Source organism: Acidovorax sp. FHTAMBA (genome assembly GCF_038958875.1).
GTDB lineage: Bacteria > Pseudomonadota > Gammaproteobacteria > Burkholderiales > Burkholderiaceae_C > Acidovorax.
On record NZ_CP152407.1, the window covers coordinates 3,993,947 to 4,008,950 of the forward strand.

Annotated in this window: 16 protein-coding genes; 5 read left to right on the forward strand and 11 right to left on the reverse strand. The window is 64.0% G+C overall.

Translation table 11 applies throughout. The features are described from left to right. Positions 1–17: 17 nt before the first annotated feature. Both ftsY and AAFF19_RS18630 read left to right on the forward strand, forming a co-directional pair. A complete protein-coding gene (gene ftsY / locus AAFF19_RS18625; protein WP_342720766.1) occupies positions 18–1,385 on the forward strand; it encodes a signal recognition particle-docking protein FtsY in 1,368 nt (455 codons plus the stop codon). A 117-nt stretch (positions 1,386–1,502) separates the two neighbouring features. Further along, positions 1,503–4,172 carry an EAL domain-containing protein gene (locus AAFF19_RS18630; protein WP_342720767.1) on the forward strand — a complete coding sequence of 890 codons (2,670 nt, stop codon included), beginning with the start codon at positions 1,503–1,505 and terminating at the stop codon, positions 4,170–4,172. A 30-nt stretch (positions 4,173–4,202) separates the two neighbouring features. Here the strand turns inward: AAFF19_RS18630 and cutA are convergent, their stop codons facing one another. Continuing rightward, the gene (gene cutA, locus AAFF19_RS18635; protein ID WP_342720769.1) at positions 4,203–4,550 is read right to left on the reverse strand and encodes a divalent-cation tolerance protein CutA; all 348 of its coding nucleotides are present in this window, start codon (positions 4,548–4,550) and stop codon (positions 4,203–4,205) included. Positions 4,551–4,823: 273 nt separating this feature from the next. Here cutA and rpoH point away from each other — a divergent pair, with 273 nt between their 5' ends. Continuing rightward, entirely contained in the window at positions 4,824–5,765 is a 942-nt protein-coding gene (rpoH, locus tag AAFF19_RS18640; RefSeq protein WP_008903415.1) for an RNA polymerase sigma factor RpoH, read from the forward strand. Between the two features lie 108 nt (positions 5,766–5,873). Continuing rightward, a complete protein-coding gene (locus tag AAFF19_RS18645; protein ID WP_182118762.1) occupies positions 5,874–6,908 on the forward strand; it encodes a tripartite tricarboxylate transporter substrate-binding protein in 1,035 nt (344 codons plus the stop codon). Between the two features lie 34 nt (positions 6,909–6,942). Here AAFF19_RS18645 and AAFF19_RS18650 read toward each other — a convergent pair whose 3' ends face one another. From AAFF19_RS18650 to AAFF19_RS18670, 5 genes are read right to left on the reverse strand one after another with little or no spacing between them, the layout of a single operon-like run. Beyond that, positions 6,943–7,554: an SCO family protein gene (locus AAFF19_RS18650; protein WP_182118763.1), complete on the reverse strand. Its 612-nt coding sequence runs from the start codon at positions 7,552–7,554 to the stop codon at positions 6,943–6,945. Between the two features lie 13 nt (positions 7,555–7,567). Beyond that, positions 7,568–8,470 carry a heme o synthase gene (gene cyoE / locus AAFF19_RS18655; protein ID WP_182118764.1) on the reverse strand — a complete coding sequence of 301 codons (903 nt, stop codon included), beginning with the start codon at positions 8,468–8,470 and terminating at the stop codon, positions 7,568–7,570. Continuing rightward, on the reverse strand, positions 8,467–9,648 hold the full coding sequence (locus tag AAFF19_RS18660) for a COX15/CtaA family protein (protein WP_182118765.1): 1,182 nt from the start codon (positions 9,646–9,648) through the stop codon (positions 8,467–8,469). Before AAFF19_RS18660 ends, cyoE begins: the two co-directional genes overlap by 4 nt. Then, a complete protein-coding gene (locus tag AAFF19_RS18665; RefSeq protein ID WP_342720770.1) occupies positions 9,645–10,388 on the reverse strand; it encodes a hypothetical protein in 744 nt (247 codons plus the stop codon). The genes AAFF19_RS18660 and AAFF19_RS18665 overlap by 4 nt, the downstream gene beginning before the upstream one ends. Continuing rightward, entirely contained in the window at positions 10,330–11,097 is a 768-nt protein-coding gene (locus AAFF19_RS18670) for an SURF1 family protein (RefSeq protein ID WP_182118767.1), read from the reverse strand. The genes AAFF19_RS18665 and AAFF19_RS18670 overlap by 59 nt, the downstream gene beginning before the upstream one ends. Positions 11,098–11,112: 15 nt before the next feature. Between AAFF19_RS18670 and AAFF19_RS18675 the strand changes: the two genes are divergently transcribed. After that, positions 11,113–11,337, forward strand: a complete 225-nt coding sequence (locus AAFF19_RS18675; RefSeq protein WP_008903408.1) for a twin transmembrane helix small protein — start codon at positions 11,113–11,115, stop codon at positions 11,335–11,337. Between the two features lie 83 nt (positions 11,338–11,420). Here the strand turns inward: AAFF19_RS18675 and AAFF19_RS18680 are convergent, their stop codons facing one another. The 5 genes from AAFF19_RS18680 to ctaD all read right to left on the reverse strand — a co-directional run bounded on the left by AAFF19_RS18680 (position 11,421) and on the right by ctaD (position 14,993). Continuing rightward, positions 11,421–12,302: a cytochrome c oxidase subunit 3 gene (locus tag AAFF19_RS18680; RefSeq protein ID WP_008903407.1), complete on the reverse strand. Its 882-nt coding sequence runs from the start codon at positions 12,300–12,302 to the stop codon at positions 11,421–11,423. 65 nt (positions 12,303–12,367) lie between these two features. After that, on the reverse strand, positions 12,368–12,589 hold the full coding sequence (locus AAFF19_RS18685; RefSeq protein ID WP_342721874.1) for a DUF2970 domain-containing protein: 222 nt from the start codon (positions 12,587–12,589) through the stop codon (positions 12,368–12,370). 2 nt (positions 12,590–12,591) lie between these two features. Continuing rightward, positions 12,592–13,227, reverse strand: coding sequence for a cytochrome c oxidase assembly protein (locus tag AAFF19_RS18690; RefSeq protein WP_008903405.1), 636 nt, complete (start codon positions 13,225–13,227; stop codon positions 12,592–12,594). A 12-nt stretch (positions 13,228–13,239) separates the two neighbouring features. After that, positions 13,240–13,350 carry a cytochrome oxidase small assembly protein gene (locus AAFF19_RS18695; RefSeq protein ID WP_008903404.1) on the reverse strand — a complete coding sequence of 37 codons (111 nt, stop codon included), beginning with the start codon at positions 13,348–13,350 and terminating at the stop codon, positions 13,240–13,242. Between the two features lie 11 nt (positions 13,351–13,361). Next, entirely contained in the window at positions 13,362–14,993 is a 1,632-nt protein-coding gene (gene ctaD / locus AAFF19_RS18700; RefSeq protein ID WP_008903403.1) for a cytochrome c oxidase subunit I, read from the reverse strand. Between the last annotated feature and the right edge of the window lie 11 nt (positions 14,994–15,004).

A 15,004-nucleotide genomic window follows, 5' to 3' on the forward strand; every position in this document is an offset into this window, starting at 1 on the left:
ATTCTAAGAACCCGCCAATGTTCAGTTTTTTCAAGAAAAAGCCCTCCCCCGCGCCTGCCCCTGCCGACGAGCCCCCACAGGCTTCGTCGCCAGCCACCTCAGCGCCAACGCCTGGGCTTTCGCCCACTGCCCCACCGCCCCTGGCCAGCCAGGAGGCGGCGCAACCCGCGCAGCCGCCAGCCGCACCCGCCCCGGCCCTGCCTGCCGCCGCAGAGCCCGCATCCCCATCCCCCTCCCCTGCTCCCGCTCCCGCCGGGTTTGGCTGGCTGCGCAACCCGTTTGCCCCGAAGGCTCCCGAGGGAGTGGTACCCCCTGCAACCGCACCCGCACCCGCGCCGGTTGCCACACCTGCGCCCGTAGCCCCTGTGGTGGCGCAGCCAGCGCCCGCTTCCCCTGTACCAGCCCCTGTACCAGCCCCAGTTCCTGCGGCCGCACCGGTTGCTGCACCCGCGCCCTTCGCCCCTGCCGCGCCCGCAGCGCCTGTCGAACGCAAAGGCTGGCTGGACCGGCTCAAGAACGGCCTGCGCAAGACCGGCAGCTCCATCACCACGGTCTTCACCGGCACGCAGATCGACGATGCGCTGTATGAAGAGCTGGAAGAAGCCCTGCTGATGGCCGACACCGGCGTCAAGGCCACCAACCACCTGCTGGCCGACCTCAAACGCCGCGTGAAGGAGGCCAAGGCCACCGACCCCGCCGCCGTCAAGGGCCTGCTGGCCGATGCGCTGACCGACCTGCTGCGCCCCCTCGAAAAAGCCCTGGTCATTGGCGAGCACACCCCCACGGTGATCATGGTGGCGGGCGTGAATGGCGCGGGCAAGACCACGTCCATCGGCAAGCTCACCAAGCACCTGGCAGACGAAGGCGCGGCCGTGCTGCTGGCGGCGGCTGACACCTTTCGCGCGGCAGCGCGCGAGCAACTGGGCGTATGGGCCGACCGCAACACGGTCGAAATCGTCAGCCAGGAAGGCGGCGACCCCGCCGCCGTGAGCTTTGATGCCGTGACCGCTGGCAAGGCGCGCGGCAAGGACGTGGTGCTGGTGGACACGGCAGGGCGCTTGCCCACGCAGCTGCACCTGATGGAAGAGCTGAAAAAGATCCGCCGCGTGGTCACCAAGGCCGACGCCACCGCCCCGCACGAGGTGCTGCTGGTGATCGACGGCAACACCGGCCAGAACGCGCTGGCCCAGGTGCGTGCGTTTGACGACGCGCTGCAGCTCACCGGCCTGATCGTCACCAAACTTGACGGCACGGCCAAGGGCGGCGTGCTGGCCGCCATCGCGCAGGAGCGCCCCATCCCGGTGTATTTCATCGGCGTGGGTGAGAAGCTCGAAGACCTGGAAACCTTCAACGCGCGCGAGTTTGCGCAGGCTTTGCTGAGCTGAGCCTCGCGATCTGCGCATCACCCTGTGAGCAATGGCCCCATCCGGGGCCATTTACACGTTTACGGATCGCAACGTTTCCTCCATCATGGGCTTTCCCCTTGGAAAGCACGGAGGCCCATGTTCATTGAGCTGGTCAAAGGCGTTGCGCTGCTGCTGGCGCTGTGCTTTCTGCATGGGTTCAACATCCGCGTCTGGCGTCAGCACCCGTGGGTGGGCCAGGTCTTTTCGGGGCTGATCTTTGGCGGCGTCTGTCTGGTGGGCATGCTCACCCCGGTGGTGCTGATGCCTGGCGTGATCTTTGACGCACGCTCGGTGGTGCTGAGCATGGCGGGCCTGTTTGGCGGCCCGCTGGTAGCGGGCATTGCGGCGCTGATGGCGGCCACCGGGCGCATATGGCTGGGGGGCGCGGGCGGCGAGGTGGGGCTGATGGTGATCGTGCTGTGCACTGCCATGGGGCTGGTGTACCGCGTGGGCCGCGCCCGGGGGCAGCTGGGGGTGGAGCCCGTTCCTCTCGCGCTGTTCGGGCTGCTGCTGCACACGGCGGTGATCGCGCTGTTTCAGCTTCTGCCCGCCGAGGCCGTGCAGCGCATCAACCAGACGCTGGCCCTGCCCTATCTGCTGACCTTCACCCCTGCCACCGTGGTGCTGGGCTTGCTGCTGCACGATGTGGAGCAGCGTATGGCCACCGAGCGTGCGCTCACTGGCACGGCCGCGCGCCTGCATGCCATCACGCAGGCCATCCCCGATGTGCTGCTGGTGCTGGATGCCCAGGGCCGGTATGTGGAGGTGCTGTCCCCCAACGACTCCACCCTGGTCGCCAGCGCCCCCGAGCTGGTAGGTCAGCGGCTGCACGATGTGCTGCCCGCCCAGCAGGCCGAACGGTTCATGACGCTTATCCGGGAAACGCTGCAGTCCGGCCAGACCCACAGCGTCGAATACGAGATGCAGACCCTGTCGGGACTGCGCCAGTTTGAAGGGCGCACCCAGCCCCTGGGGGTTCAGGTGGGCGGCCAGGCGGCTGTGGTGTTTCTGGCCCGCGACATTACCAAGCGCAAGCAGGCAGAGAGTGCTTTGCGAGAGTCCGAGCTGAGGTTTCGCTCGCTGCTGCGCAACATCCCCTCCATCTCGGTGCAAGGCTACCTCGCCGATGGCACCACCAGTTACTGGAACAAGGCTTCCGAACAGCTGTACGGCTATACGGCCGAAGAAGCCCTGGGCGGCAACCTGCTCGACCTGATCATCCCGCCGCCCATGCGCGACGGCGTGCGGGCGCACATGCAGCACATGTTCGCCACCGGCGAGGTGATCCCGGCGGGCGAGCTGCTGCTGCAACGCAAGGACGGCTCTGCAGTGCATGTGTTCTCCAGCCATGCCTACATCCAGGTGCCGGGCCACCCGCCCGAGATGTTCTGCATCGACATCGACATCTCAGCACGCAAGGCGGCCGAGGATGAAGCGCGGTATCTGGCCTTCAACGACGCGCTCACGCACCTGCCCAACCGCCGCCTGCTGGTGGACCGGCTTCAGCAGGTGCTGGCCAGCAGCGCGCGATCGGGGCTGACCACGGCCGTGCTGTTTGTGGACCTGGACAACTTCAAGACCCTGAACGACACGCGGGGCCATGAGGTGGGCGACCTGCTGCTCAAGGAAGTGGCCGTGCGACTTCGCGGGTGCGTGCGTGAGCAGGACACCGTCGCACGCCTGGGGGGCGACGAATTTGTGGTGGTGCTGCAGAGCTTGAGCAGTGACCCGCCCGAGGCCGCATCCCAGGCGCGCACGCTGGGCGAGCTGATCCTGGCCCAGCTGCGCCAGCCCTACGAGCTGGCCGGGCACGAGCACCACTTCACGGCGAGCATCGGGGTCACCCTGCTGCGCGACCACCGCGATTCGGTGGACGAAGTGCTCAAGCAGGCCGACATGGCCATGTACCGCGCCAAGGGCGCGGGCCGCAACACCCTGCGCTTTTTTGACCCCGACATGCAGCAGGCCGTGAACCGCCGCGCCCTGCTCGAAACCGAACTGCACAACGGGCTGCGCCAGGCGCAGTTCCTGCTGCTGTACCAGCCCCAGGTAGACGTTGAGCGGCGCGTCATTGGCGCCGAAGCCCTGGTGCGCTGGCAGCACCCGGTGCACGGCATGGTTCCGCCATCGGAATTCATTCCCCTGGCCGAGGAATCGGGCCTGATCCTGCCCCTGGGCTACTGGGTGCTGGAGACCGCCCTGCGCCAGCAGGCGCGCTGGCGCGCCGATCCGCGGTTTGCCCACCTCACGGTGGCCGTCAACGTGAGTGCACGCCAGTTCCTGCAGGAAGACTTCGTGAGCCAGATACTCACGCTGCTGCGGCACACCGGCGCAGACCCCGGGCACATCAAGCTGGAGCTCACCGAAAGCCTGCTGCTGGACAACGTGGACAGCGTGATCGACACCATGCGCAAGCTGGGCGCCAAGGGGGTGGAGTTCTCGCTGGACGACTTCGGCACGGGGTACTCGTCCCTGAGCTACCTCAAGCGCCTGCCCCTGCATCAGATCAAGATTGACCAGGGCTTTGTGCGCGATGTGCTGCTGGACCCCAGCGATGCGGCCATTGCACGATCCATCATCGCGCTGGCGGGCAGCCTGGGGCTGGAAGTCATTGCCGAGGGCGTGGAGACACCAGCGCACCACCAGTTTCTGCTGGCCCATGGCTGTAAGGTGTTTCAGGGCTATCTGTTCGGAAAACCCATGCCGCTGGAGCAGTTTGAAGCGACTGCACTGGCCGCCGGCCCGATGGACCCCACAGCCCGCTGACAACGCCGGATCCTGGCGGCTCCTGCGCCATCAGGCCACCACACGGGTCGGGGCGACCTCCGCGTCCACCCAGTCTGCATACGCCCCGGAGGCTTCAAGCGTCTGCACCACCAGCTGCGGCAACGCATACGGATGCTGCGACCGCAACAGGTCGAGCAAGGGATGCAACGCGCGCGCCACCGTCTTGCACGCCAGGCGAAGTTCGCGGTCTTCCTGTAGCGCCCCTTGCCAGTGAAAGTAGGCAGTGATCGGCTCCACCTGCACACAGGCCGCCAGGCGCGCCTGCAAAATCAGCTGAGCCAGGCGCCGCGCCTCTGCTTCGGTGGCGACCGTCGTGCTCACAACGAGAATTTCGCGAAGGGCTGTCGGACGGGTCATCAGCGTCTCCCTGAATCTGGGCGTCAAAGTCTGCCACACAGGCCTGAACGACTCCAGCACCCAGTTCCGGCCGGAACCTTGGCGCCGGTTCATCAATCCCACAGTTCATACCCGCCCATGCGGGCACCGCAGAAATCACAAAATTCATTGAAATCAATCACTTGGCACCCTGCACTGCGCAGCGCAGCAGCACACGACGGCGGGGGAACTTACGTTTTAGCACTCACTCACAGAGAGTGCTAACATCATGGCTTAGAGGAAAGGATTGCCGGAATGAACATTCAATCTGGAACCGCGACGACGACTTTGGCGCCCGCCAACCCTTGGGCGCTGGTGCCTCCTTTGGGCAATCTGGATGCGTACATTTCCGCCGTCAACCGCCTGCCACTGCTCACGCACGAAGAAGAGCAGGCTTATGCACGGCAGCTCAAGGACAACAATGACCTGGACGCCGCCGGCCGGCTGGTGATGTCGCATCTGCGTCTTGTGGTTTCGATCGCCCGCCAATACCTGGGTTACGGCCTGCCCCATGGCGACCTGATCCAGGAAGGCAACGTGGGCCTGATGAAGGCTGTCAAGCGCTTTGACCCCGACCAGGGCGTGCGCCTGGTGAGCTACGCCATGCACTGGATCAAGGCCGAGATCCACGAATACATCCTCAAGAACTGGCGCATGGTGAAGGTGGCCACCACCAAGGCCCAGCGCAAGCTGTTCTTCAACCTGCGCTCCATGAAGCAGGGCTTCAAGGCCGATGCGTCTGCGGCCGATGCCGCAACGCACCGCGATACCCTGTCCGATCAGGAAATCGATTCCATGGCCGCGCAACTCAATGTGAAGCGCGAAGAAGTCATCGAGATGGAAACCCGGATGTCGGGTGGCGATGTGCTGCTGGACCCCGCACCCTCGGACGACGGCGAGCAGGCTTTCGGGCCCATTGCCTACCTGGCGGACGCCTCGCACGAACCCACGGCCATGATCGAGTCGCGCCAGCGTGACGCCCTTGCCACCGACGGCATTGCCACCGCGCTGGGCAGCCTGGACGACCGCAGCCGCCGCATCGTGGAGGAGCGCTGGCTCAAGGTGAATGACGACGGCACGGGTGGCATGACGCTGCACGACCTGGCGGCCGTCTATGGCGTGAGTGCGGAGCGCATCCGCCAGATCGAGGTGGCCGCCATGAAGAAGATGAAAAAGGCGCTGGCCGAATACGCCTGAGCCAACGCGGCAAGGTAGTATCCTCCGCCGATAAAACTGCCTCGTGGGGCCCCGGTTGGGGCCCCTTGTCGTTGGGGCCGCGATGATTACCTTGAGGAGAAATTACCCATGCTACGTCCCCCCTGTCTCACCCCGTCGCGGCGGGCCTCGCTGCTGTTGGCCCTGGCAGCCGTCGTGTCGCCGTGGTGCCATGCGCAAGGCAGCGCCGTGCCCACGGGTGCCGGCGCCGCAGCTGCGTGGCCGACCAAGCCACTCAGGATCATTGTCGGGTTCCCGGCGGGAACCTCTCCCGATCTGACGGCACGGGCGTTTTCTGAACCCCTGTCCAAAGCGCTGGGCCAGCCCGTCATTGTGGAGAACCGGGTCGGGGCAGGTGGCAATATCGGCGCCGATGCGGTGGCCAAGTCACGTGACGACCACACCATTGGCCTGATGATCAATGGCAACATGACCATCGCCAAGATGATCAATCCGGCGGTGCCCTATGACCCGCTCAAGGATCTGGCCCCGCTCAGCCTGATCGGAACGTCACCCCTGGTGCTGACGGCACCCGTTGCCCAGCCGGGCGTACCCGCCAGTGCGGATGCGCGCGAGTTTTTCGCCGCGGCCCGCGCGGCTGGCGACACATGGAGCTATGGCACGCCGGGCGTGGGCACGGTCGGCCATATCGGCACCGAACTGCTCAAGTCGCACAGCAGCATCAACCCGGTCCATATCCCGTATCCGGGCTACCCACAGGTCGCCACCGCCATGCTGGGCGGCCAGCTGCAGATGGCCATGCTGCCCCCCGCGCTGGCGCAGGCCCAGTTGCGCGCAGGCAAGCTGCGGGCGATTGGCGTCACTTCGACCGTCCGCAGCCCGCTGGTCCCTGATGTTCCCAGCCTGGCCGAGGTGGGCATCCGCGGTTTCAACCTTGAAATCTGGAATGCATTTGCCGCACCTGCCACCATGCCCGCGGCCATCCAGGCGCGGCTGGCCGCTTTGATCGGAGATATTGCCCGCAGCGACGAAATGCGCACCAAGCTTTTCCAGCAAGGCTGGCAGGTGGCCGGCACGTCGCCCGAAGGGCTGGCCAACCGCATACAGGCCGACACCCGACTGCTGGGCGATGTGATTGCCCGGCGTGGCATCAAGGCGGAGTGAAGGGCAGGCGCCTGAGGGCGCTGGGGTGGCCGCTTCAGCCCCCCTCGCCCAGCAGCGCCTTGACATCGGACGCCAGCGCCTGCGCGCCGCTGCCATATCGGTTGTACACGCGCAGACGGCCCGCCGTGTCGTACACGTAGCTGCCCGCCGAGTGGTCCATGGTGTAGCTGGTGGGCGTCTTGCCGTCGACCTTCTTGTAGTAGATCTTGAAATCCTTGGCGACGGCAGCGAGCTGCTCGGGTGATCCGCGCAAGGCCAGGAAACTCGGGTCGAAGTTCGCCATGTAGGCTTTGAGCACTTCGGGGGTGTCGCGCTCCGGGTCCACGGTCACGAAGATGCCCTGCAGGCGGTCGCCATCCTTGCCCAGGATCTGCTTGACCTCGGCCAGCTCCTGCATGGCCGTGGGACACACGTCAGGGCACTGCGTGAAGCCGAAGAACACCACCACCACCTTGCCCGCGAAGTCCTTGATGTGGCGCGCCTGGCCATTGTGGTCGGTGAGCGGGATGTCACGGGCGTACTCCGCGCCGGTGATGTCCACACCCCGAAACTCGGTTTTTTTCTCGGAACAGGCACTAAAAATGCCCGCAGCGCTTATGGATAAAGCGCTGACAGCTATCATTTTAAGAGCATTTCGTTTCAGCATGGGCATGGCAGTGTCACAGCACGTAGTGGTCCACCAGCAGCGCGGCAAACAGCACGCTCAGGTGGATGAGGGAAAACCGGAAGGTCTTGCGCGCGAGCGCATCCGAGTAGTTGCGCCATAAGGCAAAGCCATAGCCACAAAAACCGGCGCTCAGCACGACCGCGGCGGCCAGATAGATCCAAGAACTCATGCCATACACGAAGGGCATCAGGCAACCCGCAAAAAGGATCAGGGTGTACAGGAACACCTGCAGGCGGGTGAACTCGTTGCCGTGCGTCACCGGCAGCATGGGCAGGCCGGACTTGCGGTAGTCCTCCACCCGGTAGAGGGCGAGCGCCCAGAAGTGCGGCGGCGTCCACAGAAAGATGATGAGGAACAGGATGAGCGCTTCCGGACCGACGTTGTTGGTCATGGCGGCCCACCCCAGCACCGGCGGCATGGCGCCCGATGCGCCCCCGATCACAATGTTCTGCGGGGTGAGCGGCTTGAGGATCACGGTGTAGATGACCGCATAGCCCACAAAGGTAGCAAACGTGAGCCACATGGTGAGCGGGTTCACCCAGAAATACAGCAGCGCCGAGCCCGCAGCACACAGCACGGCGGAAAACAGCAGCGTCTGGGTGTTGGAGAGCTGGCCTTTGGCCGTGGGGCGCCAGGCGGTGCGCTTCATCTTGGCGTCAATGCCCTGCTCCACGATGCAGTTGAAGGCGGCCGCCGCGCCCGCGACCAGCCACACCCCGGCACAGGCAATGGCCATCAGCCCGAGCTGCGCCCCGGAGGGAAGCCCTGGCACCGCGAGCACCATGCCGATCAAGGCACAAAAAACAATGAGCTGTACCACCCGCGGCTTGGTCAGCGCATAAAACTGCGACAGACGCGACGGCGGGGATACAGCGGCGGGGGTAGCAACACTCATGCAGACACTCTCGATGCGCCCGAGGGCGCGGAAAACTCTTGGTGCGCAGCGGCCGTGTCGCTGGCCACCAGGGCCCAGGTCAACACCACCACCAGCGCTGCAGCACCGCCTGTGTGCAATACAGCGGCGATCAGCGGCCAGTCCAGCACCACGTTGGACAGACCCGTGACCAGCTGCAGCAGCGCGAGCGCCGCCAGCCAGCGCCCTTGCACCTGCAGCACATGCGCCTGTCGCAACCGCCAGCACAGCATGCCCAGGGCCGCCAGCACCACATAGGCCATGAGCCGGTGCACGTAGTGAATGGCCGTAAGACCCGCAAAACTGATGTGGCTACCGTCCTGGAGCATGCCCAGAGCACGCCAGATCTGAAAACCCTGCGCAAAGTCCATGGGGGGCCACCAGCTGCCCTGGCAAGTGGGAAAGGTGGTGCAGGCCAACACGGCGTAATTGGTGCTCACCCAGCCACCCAGCACCACCTGCAAGGCCACCAGGAGCGCCGTGATCACGAGACCCCAGCGAAGCGCCGAGGAGATGCGCGCGGGCGCCCGGCCCTGGGCGGCGTAAGTCTGCCGCACGGCCTGGACACACAGCAGCGCGAGCAGCACCAGCCCGCCGATGAGGTGCAGCGTGACAATCGCCGGGAACAGCTTCATCGTCACCGTCAGCGCCCCGAACGCACCCTGCAGACACACCCAGAACAGCGTGAACGTAGGCCACCACGGACCCACAGGAGGCGGCGGCCCTTGCCCCCGAAGGGCCTTGCGATGCTGCACCCAGGCCGACACCGTGAGCACGATGATGAGCACGCCCACGCCGGTGGCGAGGTAGCGATGGATCATCTCCACCCAGGCCTTCCCGTGTGTCACGGGCCCGGTGGGCATGGCCTCCTGGGCGGCGGCAATCTCCGCACGGGCGCCGACGGGGCTGGCATTGCCGTAGCAGCCGGGCCAGTCCGGGCATCCCAGACCGGAGTCCGTCAGGCGCGTGAAGGCGCCAAACAGCACCAGATCAAACGTCAGGAACAGGGTCAGCACCGTGAGCGCCTGCAGGCGACGCACAGGGGATTTGCCCCGGTTGCGCCAGCCCACCCAGGCCAGCGGCCCGAGCGCAATCAGCACGCCCAGCAGCATGAGCCGCGCCAGGGGCGCCAGGTCGTAAAGCGGCTGCGTGTCCATCACGGTTGTCCAGGACGGCCCGCCTCGTCCCACGAAGACGACGCGCGCAGCAGGCGTTCCAGATCGCGCTTGGCTTTGGCCGCGCCGGCAGTGTCCATCGCTGCGGGAAACCGCATCATCCAGTTGCCCATGGGGTCCACCACGTAAAGATGGTCCGCCATTTGCCGGCCCTCGGCGGGCGCCAGCCAGGTATCCAGTGTCACAGCGTCCACCCGCAGCACCGTGGCCTTTTGCAGCGCGGGCGCGAGTTCGGCGGGCACCTCGGCGGTGTCGTTCACGAGCCAGACCCAGTCCACGCGATCCTTTTCCCGGCCCACGCTCTCCCGCAACTGCCGCTGCAGGTACAGGTGATTCTGGCAGGCGGCCTCACACGCACCACTGGCCACGCTGACCAGGAGCCATTGCCCCTTGAGGGACGCAAGGGAAAGCGCCTTGCCATCGAGCGCCGTCGCGCTGGCATCCGGCAACGTGCGCTGCGGATTGATCAGCTCGCCATAGTTGCGGCGGCCTTCGGGACGGATCACGTAGTACGTGAAGTACGAGGCGACCACCGGGGCCGCACAGATGAGCAGCACGCCGAACATCTTCCACCGTCCGTAGCGCGCACGCTGGGCCGTGGCCACAGCACCTGCAGCTTCGGGCAGCGTGTGCACGGTCAGACCCAGGGGATGGTCCCCCTGCGCCTCAGGCGGCAGGCTGGCTGCGTGGGCGAATGAACCGTCGGACGATTTGGAACCAGACATAGAGAAGTGCAATCAGGCCGCATAGCCCGAACCATTGAAATGCGTAACCGTAGTGTTTGTCGACGCCTGTGCCCACCACGGGCCAGTTGCGCTGCAGCCCCTCGCTGGGCTCGCCGCCCTGCTGCACCGTGAGCGGAGCCAGCGCCAGACCGGTTTCGGCGCGAAACGCTGCCAGGTCGAGATTTTGCCGGATGCGGGAAGACCCCAGCGCGCTGTCGGCGCCCTGGAACTCGTACAAACGGGACGGAGCAGGCGCCACGCGGCCCTGCACACGCACCATAGCGTCTTGAGGCGTAAGCACCTGGGGCAGCTGCATCCGATCCTGGAAGTTGCGCGGCGCCCACCCGCGCTGCACCAGCACCACACCGCCCCCCTCTGCGGCCAACTGCAGTGGCGTCAGCACAAAAAAGCCCGGGCGGCCCTGCATCTGGCGGTTGTCAAGGTATACCGTGTGCTGTGGCAGCCAGCGCCCTTCCAGCACCACGGAACGGTGGACCAGGACATCCTGGTCCGGTTCTGCGTTGAGCAAGCTTGCTCCGTCGATCGCGGGCATGCGGCCCCGTTCGTCCAGCAGCGCCTGCAGCGCCTCTTTGTCAGCTGCGCGGGACAATTGCCAGCGCCCCATGGACGCGGTGATCAGCATCCCCGCAACTGCCGCCGCAGCAATCAGCCAAAAGCGCAGGCCCAGAGATGGACGGACGGCAGTCACTGGATAATGTGCTCCATGAAATACCTCGTAGTGGTGGCGTTTATTGCCATTCTTGCCAGCCTGGCTTCTGCCCTGTTCTTCATGATGCGCAATGGCCGCGACGACAAGGCCAAGGGCTCTCACATGGCCAAGGCGCTTGCGCTCCGGGTGGGGTTCTCCATCGTGCTTTTTCTGTGTATTTTGGTGGCATGGAAGCTCGGTTACATCCAGCCCACCGGACTGCCTGCCACCACGCGTTAAAGACGGACTTTTCGCCCCTCCACATGCCAACAAAAAAAGCGCCGCGAGGCGCTTTTTTCGTGGCAGAAGAAGCCCTCGTACGCTTACATCCAATAGACGAGCACGTAAAGGCCCAGCCACACCACGTCCACAAAGTGCCAGTACCAGGCGGCACCTTCAAAACCAAAGTGCTTGTCTGCCGTGAAATGGCCCTTCTGCAGGCGCAGCGTGATCACAAGCAGCATCAGCATGCCCAGGAACACGTGGAAACCGTGAAATCCGGTCAGCATGAAAAAGGTGGAGCCAAAAATACCCGAGTTGAGTTTCAGGTTCAGGTCGGTGTACAGGTGGTAATACTCGTAGCCCTGAACCAGCAGGAAGACGAAGCCCAACAGCACCGTGGCCCACATGAAGGCGATGGTCTTGCCGCGGTGGTTTTCACGCAGTGCATGGTGTGCAATCGTGAGAGTGACACCCGAAGTCAGAAGCAGCGCCGTATTGATGGTGGGCAGCCAGAAAGGGCCCACGGTCTGGAAAGGCTCCACGATCCCTGCGGGAGAAGCCGTGACGCCCGCAGCCAGGCTGGGCCACACGGCCTTGAAGTCCGGCCACAGCAGGGCGTTTTCCAGGCTGCCAAGCGCGGGCACAGAGTGCGAGCGCGCCCACCACAGGGCCGTGAAAAACGCGCCAAAGAACATTACCTCGGAGAAGATGAACCAGCTCATGCTCCAGCGGTACGAGAGGTCGATCTTGTGACCGTACAGACCCCCCTCACTCTCGCGAACCGCGTCACCGAACCACTGATACAGGGTGAACAGCCACCACACCAGACCCAGAGCAAGCGAATACTTGCCCCAGTCATGGCCGTTGATCCATTGGCCTGCGCCCAGAATGACAAAGAACAGACCAGCTGCCGCCATGACCGGATGACGCGACTCCGCCGGCACGTAGTAGTAGGGGGTTCCGCTGTGGGTTGATGCACTCATTTCAGCTCCTGACTCTCAAATCTTTATTTTCAGCTTTGTATTCGGTACGCGGACCAACAACCAACTCACACTATCCAGTTAACCAGCCCGATCAGGCCAATCACCAACAAAAACACCGCAACCAGCCCCACCACGATGATGTGCAACGGATTGAGTTCTTCCACATCCTGCTGGTACTCGCTGCCTTTGCGCAGGCCGATCAGTGACCACGCCACAGCCCGCACGGTTCGCACCAGCGACCCCTTGCGTGCATGGGGTTTGTCGGCTGCCGGGCCATTCAGCGGCATGTTCACGACCCCGCCCCCTGCACGGGGGCTGTTGCAGGCAGCGAAAATCCGATTGCGGCCGTGGACTCGGGTGCGGGGGGCGTCTTGCCACCCACCTCAAAAAACGTGTACGACAGCGTGATGGTGGTGACATCCTTGGACAGTCGTGGGTCAATCACGAAAGCCACCGGCCATTCTTTTTTCTCACCCGGCTCCAGCACGTACTGGTTGAAACAGAAACACTCCAGCTTGTTGAAGTGCGCTGCAGCCTGGCGTGGCGCGTAACTGGGGATCGCCTGGGCGGCCATGCGACGGTTCTGGATGTTCTGGAACTCGTACATCACTGTCGTCAGTTCGCCCGGATGAACCTGCACAGAACGCTGCGCAGGTTTGAAATCCCAGGGGCCACGCGCGTTGGCGTCGAACTCCACGGTGATCGTGCGGGACCTGTCGACCTGCGTGTTCGCAGGCACCTTCACGTCCTTGCCAGCTACGCCGTTGCCTGGCACCTGGCGCTCTGACAGCGACAGGATGTTGATACCCGTCATTTCGCAGATGTGCTTGTAGATGGGAATCAACACATAGCCGAAGGCAAACATGCCAGCCGCAATCACGACCAGCTTGCCGACCATCTTGGCGTTTTCGCGGTGCAGGCTCATGGCAGGTGCGGCTCAGCGGGACAGCACAAACACTTTGACCACAAACCCGACAAAGAACACCACGGCCACCGATGCCAGGATCAGTGCCATCCGCAGGTTGCTCTTTTTTTGTTCGGGTGTCATGGCCATGGTGCTCAACCGATCACGCGGGTTGCCGTAGCGTCCAGCTTGGGCGGGTTTTCAAACGTGTGGAAAGGCGCTGGCGAGGGAACTTCCCATTCCAGACCCTCGGCGCCATCCCATGGCTTGGCCGCAGCTTTTTCGCCCTTGCCACGCATGGCGGGGATGACCACAGCCACAAAGAAATACACCTGGGCCAGACCAAAGCCAAGCGCACCCACCGAGGCGATGGCATTGAAATCAGCAAACTGCATGGGGTAGTCGGCGTAGCGACGGGGCATGCCGGCCAGACCCAGGAAGTGCATCGGGAAGAACGTGATGTTGAAGAAGATGAGCGACGACCAGAAGTGAATCTGACCACGCGTTTCAGAGTACATCACCCCCGTCCACTTGGGCAGCCAGTAGTACACGCCAGCAAACATGGAGAACAGCGAACCCGCCACCAGCACATAGTGGAAGTGGGCGACCACGTAGTAGGTGTCCTGCAGCTGGATGTCGATCGGAGCCATCGCCAGGATCAGGCCGGTGAAGCCGCCCATGGTGAACACGAAGATGAAACCCACTGCAAACAGCATGGGGGTTTCAAACGTCATGGAGCCGCGCCACATGGTAGCGATCCAGTTGAAGATCTTCACGGCCGTGGGCACGGAGATCAGCATGGTGGCGTACATGAAGAACAGCTGACCCGTCACAGGCATGCCGGTCGTGAACATGTGGTGGGCCCACACGATGAACGACAGGATGGCGATGGACGATGTCGCGTAAACCATGGAGGCGTAACCAAACAGCTTCTTGCGGGCAAAGGCAGGAACGATCTGGCTGATGATGCCGAAGGCCGGCAAGATCATGATGTAGACCTCGGGATGGCCGAAGAACCAGAAGATGTGCTGGTACATCACCGGGTCACCGCCACCGGCGGGATTGAAGAAGCTGGTGCCGAAGTGACGGTCCGTCAGCGTCATGGTGATGGCACCGGCCAGCACAGGCATCACAGCGATCAGCAGGTAGGCGGTGATGAGCCAGGTCCAGGCGAACATGGGCATCTTCATCAGCGTCATGCCGGGGGCGCGCATGTTCAGGATGGTCACGATGATGTTGATCGAGCCCATGATGGACGAAGCACCGAGGATGTGCATCGCGAAGATGCCCGCATCCATGGAGGGGCCCATCTGCAGCGTCAGCGGCGCATACAGCGTCCAGCCTGCTGCGGGAGCGCCGCCAGGCATGAAGAACGAGGCCACGAGCATGAGAGCGGCAGGAATCATCAGCCAGAAGCTGAAGTTGTTCATGCGTGCGAACGCCATGTCGGATGCCCCGATCTGCAGCGGGATCATCCAGTTCGCAAAGCCCACAAAGGCCGGCATGATGGCACCGAACACCATGATCAGACCGTGCATGGTGGTGAGCTGGTTGAACAGCTCCGGATTGACCAGCTGCAGGCCCGGCTGGAACAACTCGGCACGGATCAGCAGCGCCAGGACGCCGCCGATCATCAGCATGGTGAAGGAGAACAGCAGGTACAGCGTACCGATGTCCTTGTGGTTGGTGGCGTATACCCAGCGGCGCCAGCCGGTGGGTCCGTGGTGGCCGTGGTCGTCGTGTGCGTGGTCGCCCGCGTGACCGTGGTTGTCCAGAACTGCGCTCATGTTGGATTCCT

Excerpts from the sequence above, each read along its gene's own strand:
- ftsY (WP_342720766.1), top strand. The coding sequence starts at position 18 with ATGTTCAGTTTTTTCAAGAAAAAGCCCTCCCCCGCGCCTGCCCCTGCC.
- AAFF19_RS18630 (WP_342720767.1), top strand. The coding sequence starts at position 1,503 with ATGTTCATTGAGCTGGTCAAAGGCGTTGCGCTGCTGCTGGCGCTGTGC.
- cutA (WP_342720769.1), bottom strand. The coding sequence starts at position 4,550 with ATGACCCGTCCGACAGCCCTTCGCGAAATTCTCGTTGTGAGCACGACG.
- rpoH (WP_008903415.1), top strand. The coding sequence starts at position 4,824 with ATGAACATTCAATCTGGAACCGCGACGACGACTTTGGCGCCCGCCAAC.
- AAFF19_RS18645 (WP_182118762.1), top strand. The coding sequence starts at position 5,874 with ATGCTACGTCCCCCCTGTCTCACCCCGTCGCGGCGGGCCTCGCTGCTG.
- AAFF19_RS18650 (WP_182118763.1), bottom strand. The coding sequence starts at position 7,554 with ATGCTGAAACGAAATGCTCTTAAAATGATAGCTGTCAGCGCTTTATCC.
- cyoE (WP_182118764.1), bottom strand. The coding sequence starts at position 8,470 with ATGAGTGTTGCTACCCCCGCCGCTGTATCCCCGCCGTCGCGTCTGTCG.
- AAFF19_RS18665 (WP_342720770.1), bottom strand. The coding sequence starts at position 10,388 with ATGTCTGGTTCCAAATCGTCCGACGGTTCATTCGCCCACGCAGCCAGC.
- AAFF19_RS18675 (WP_008903408.1), top strand. The coding sequence starts at position 11,113 with ATGAAATACCTCGTAGTGGTGGCGTTTATTGCCATTCTTGCCAGCCTG.
- AAFF19_RS18680 (WP_008903407.1), bottom strand. The coding sequence starts at position 12,302 with ATGAGTGCATCAACCCACAGCGGAACCCCCTACTACTACGTGCCGGCG.
- AAFF19_RS18685 (WP_342721874.1), bottom strand. The coding sequence starts at position 12,589 with ATGCCGCTGAATGGCCCGGCAGCCGACAAACCCCATGCACGCAAGGGG.
- AAFF19_RS18690 (WP_008903405.1), bottom strand. The coding sequence starts at position 13,227 with ATGAGCCTGCACCGCGAAAACGCCAAGATGGTCGGCAAGCTGGTCGTG.
- AAFF19_RS18695 (WP_008903404.1), bottom strand. The coding sequence starts at position 13,350 with ATGACACCCGAACAAAAAAAGAGCAACCTGCGGATGGCACTGATCCTG.
- ctaD (WP_008903403.1), bottom strand. The coding sequence starts at position 14,993 with ATGAGCGCAGTTCTGGACAACCACGGTCACGCGGGCGACCACGCACAC.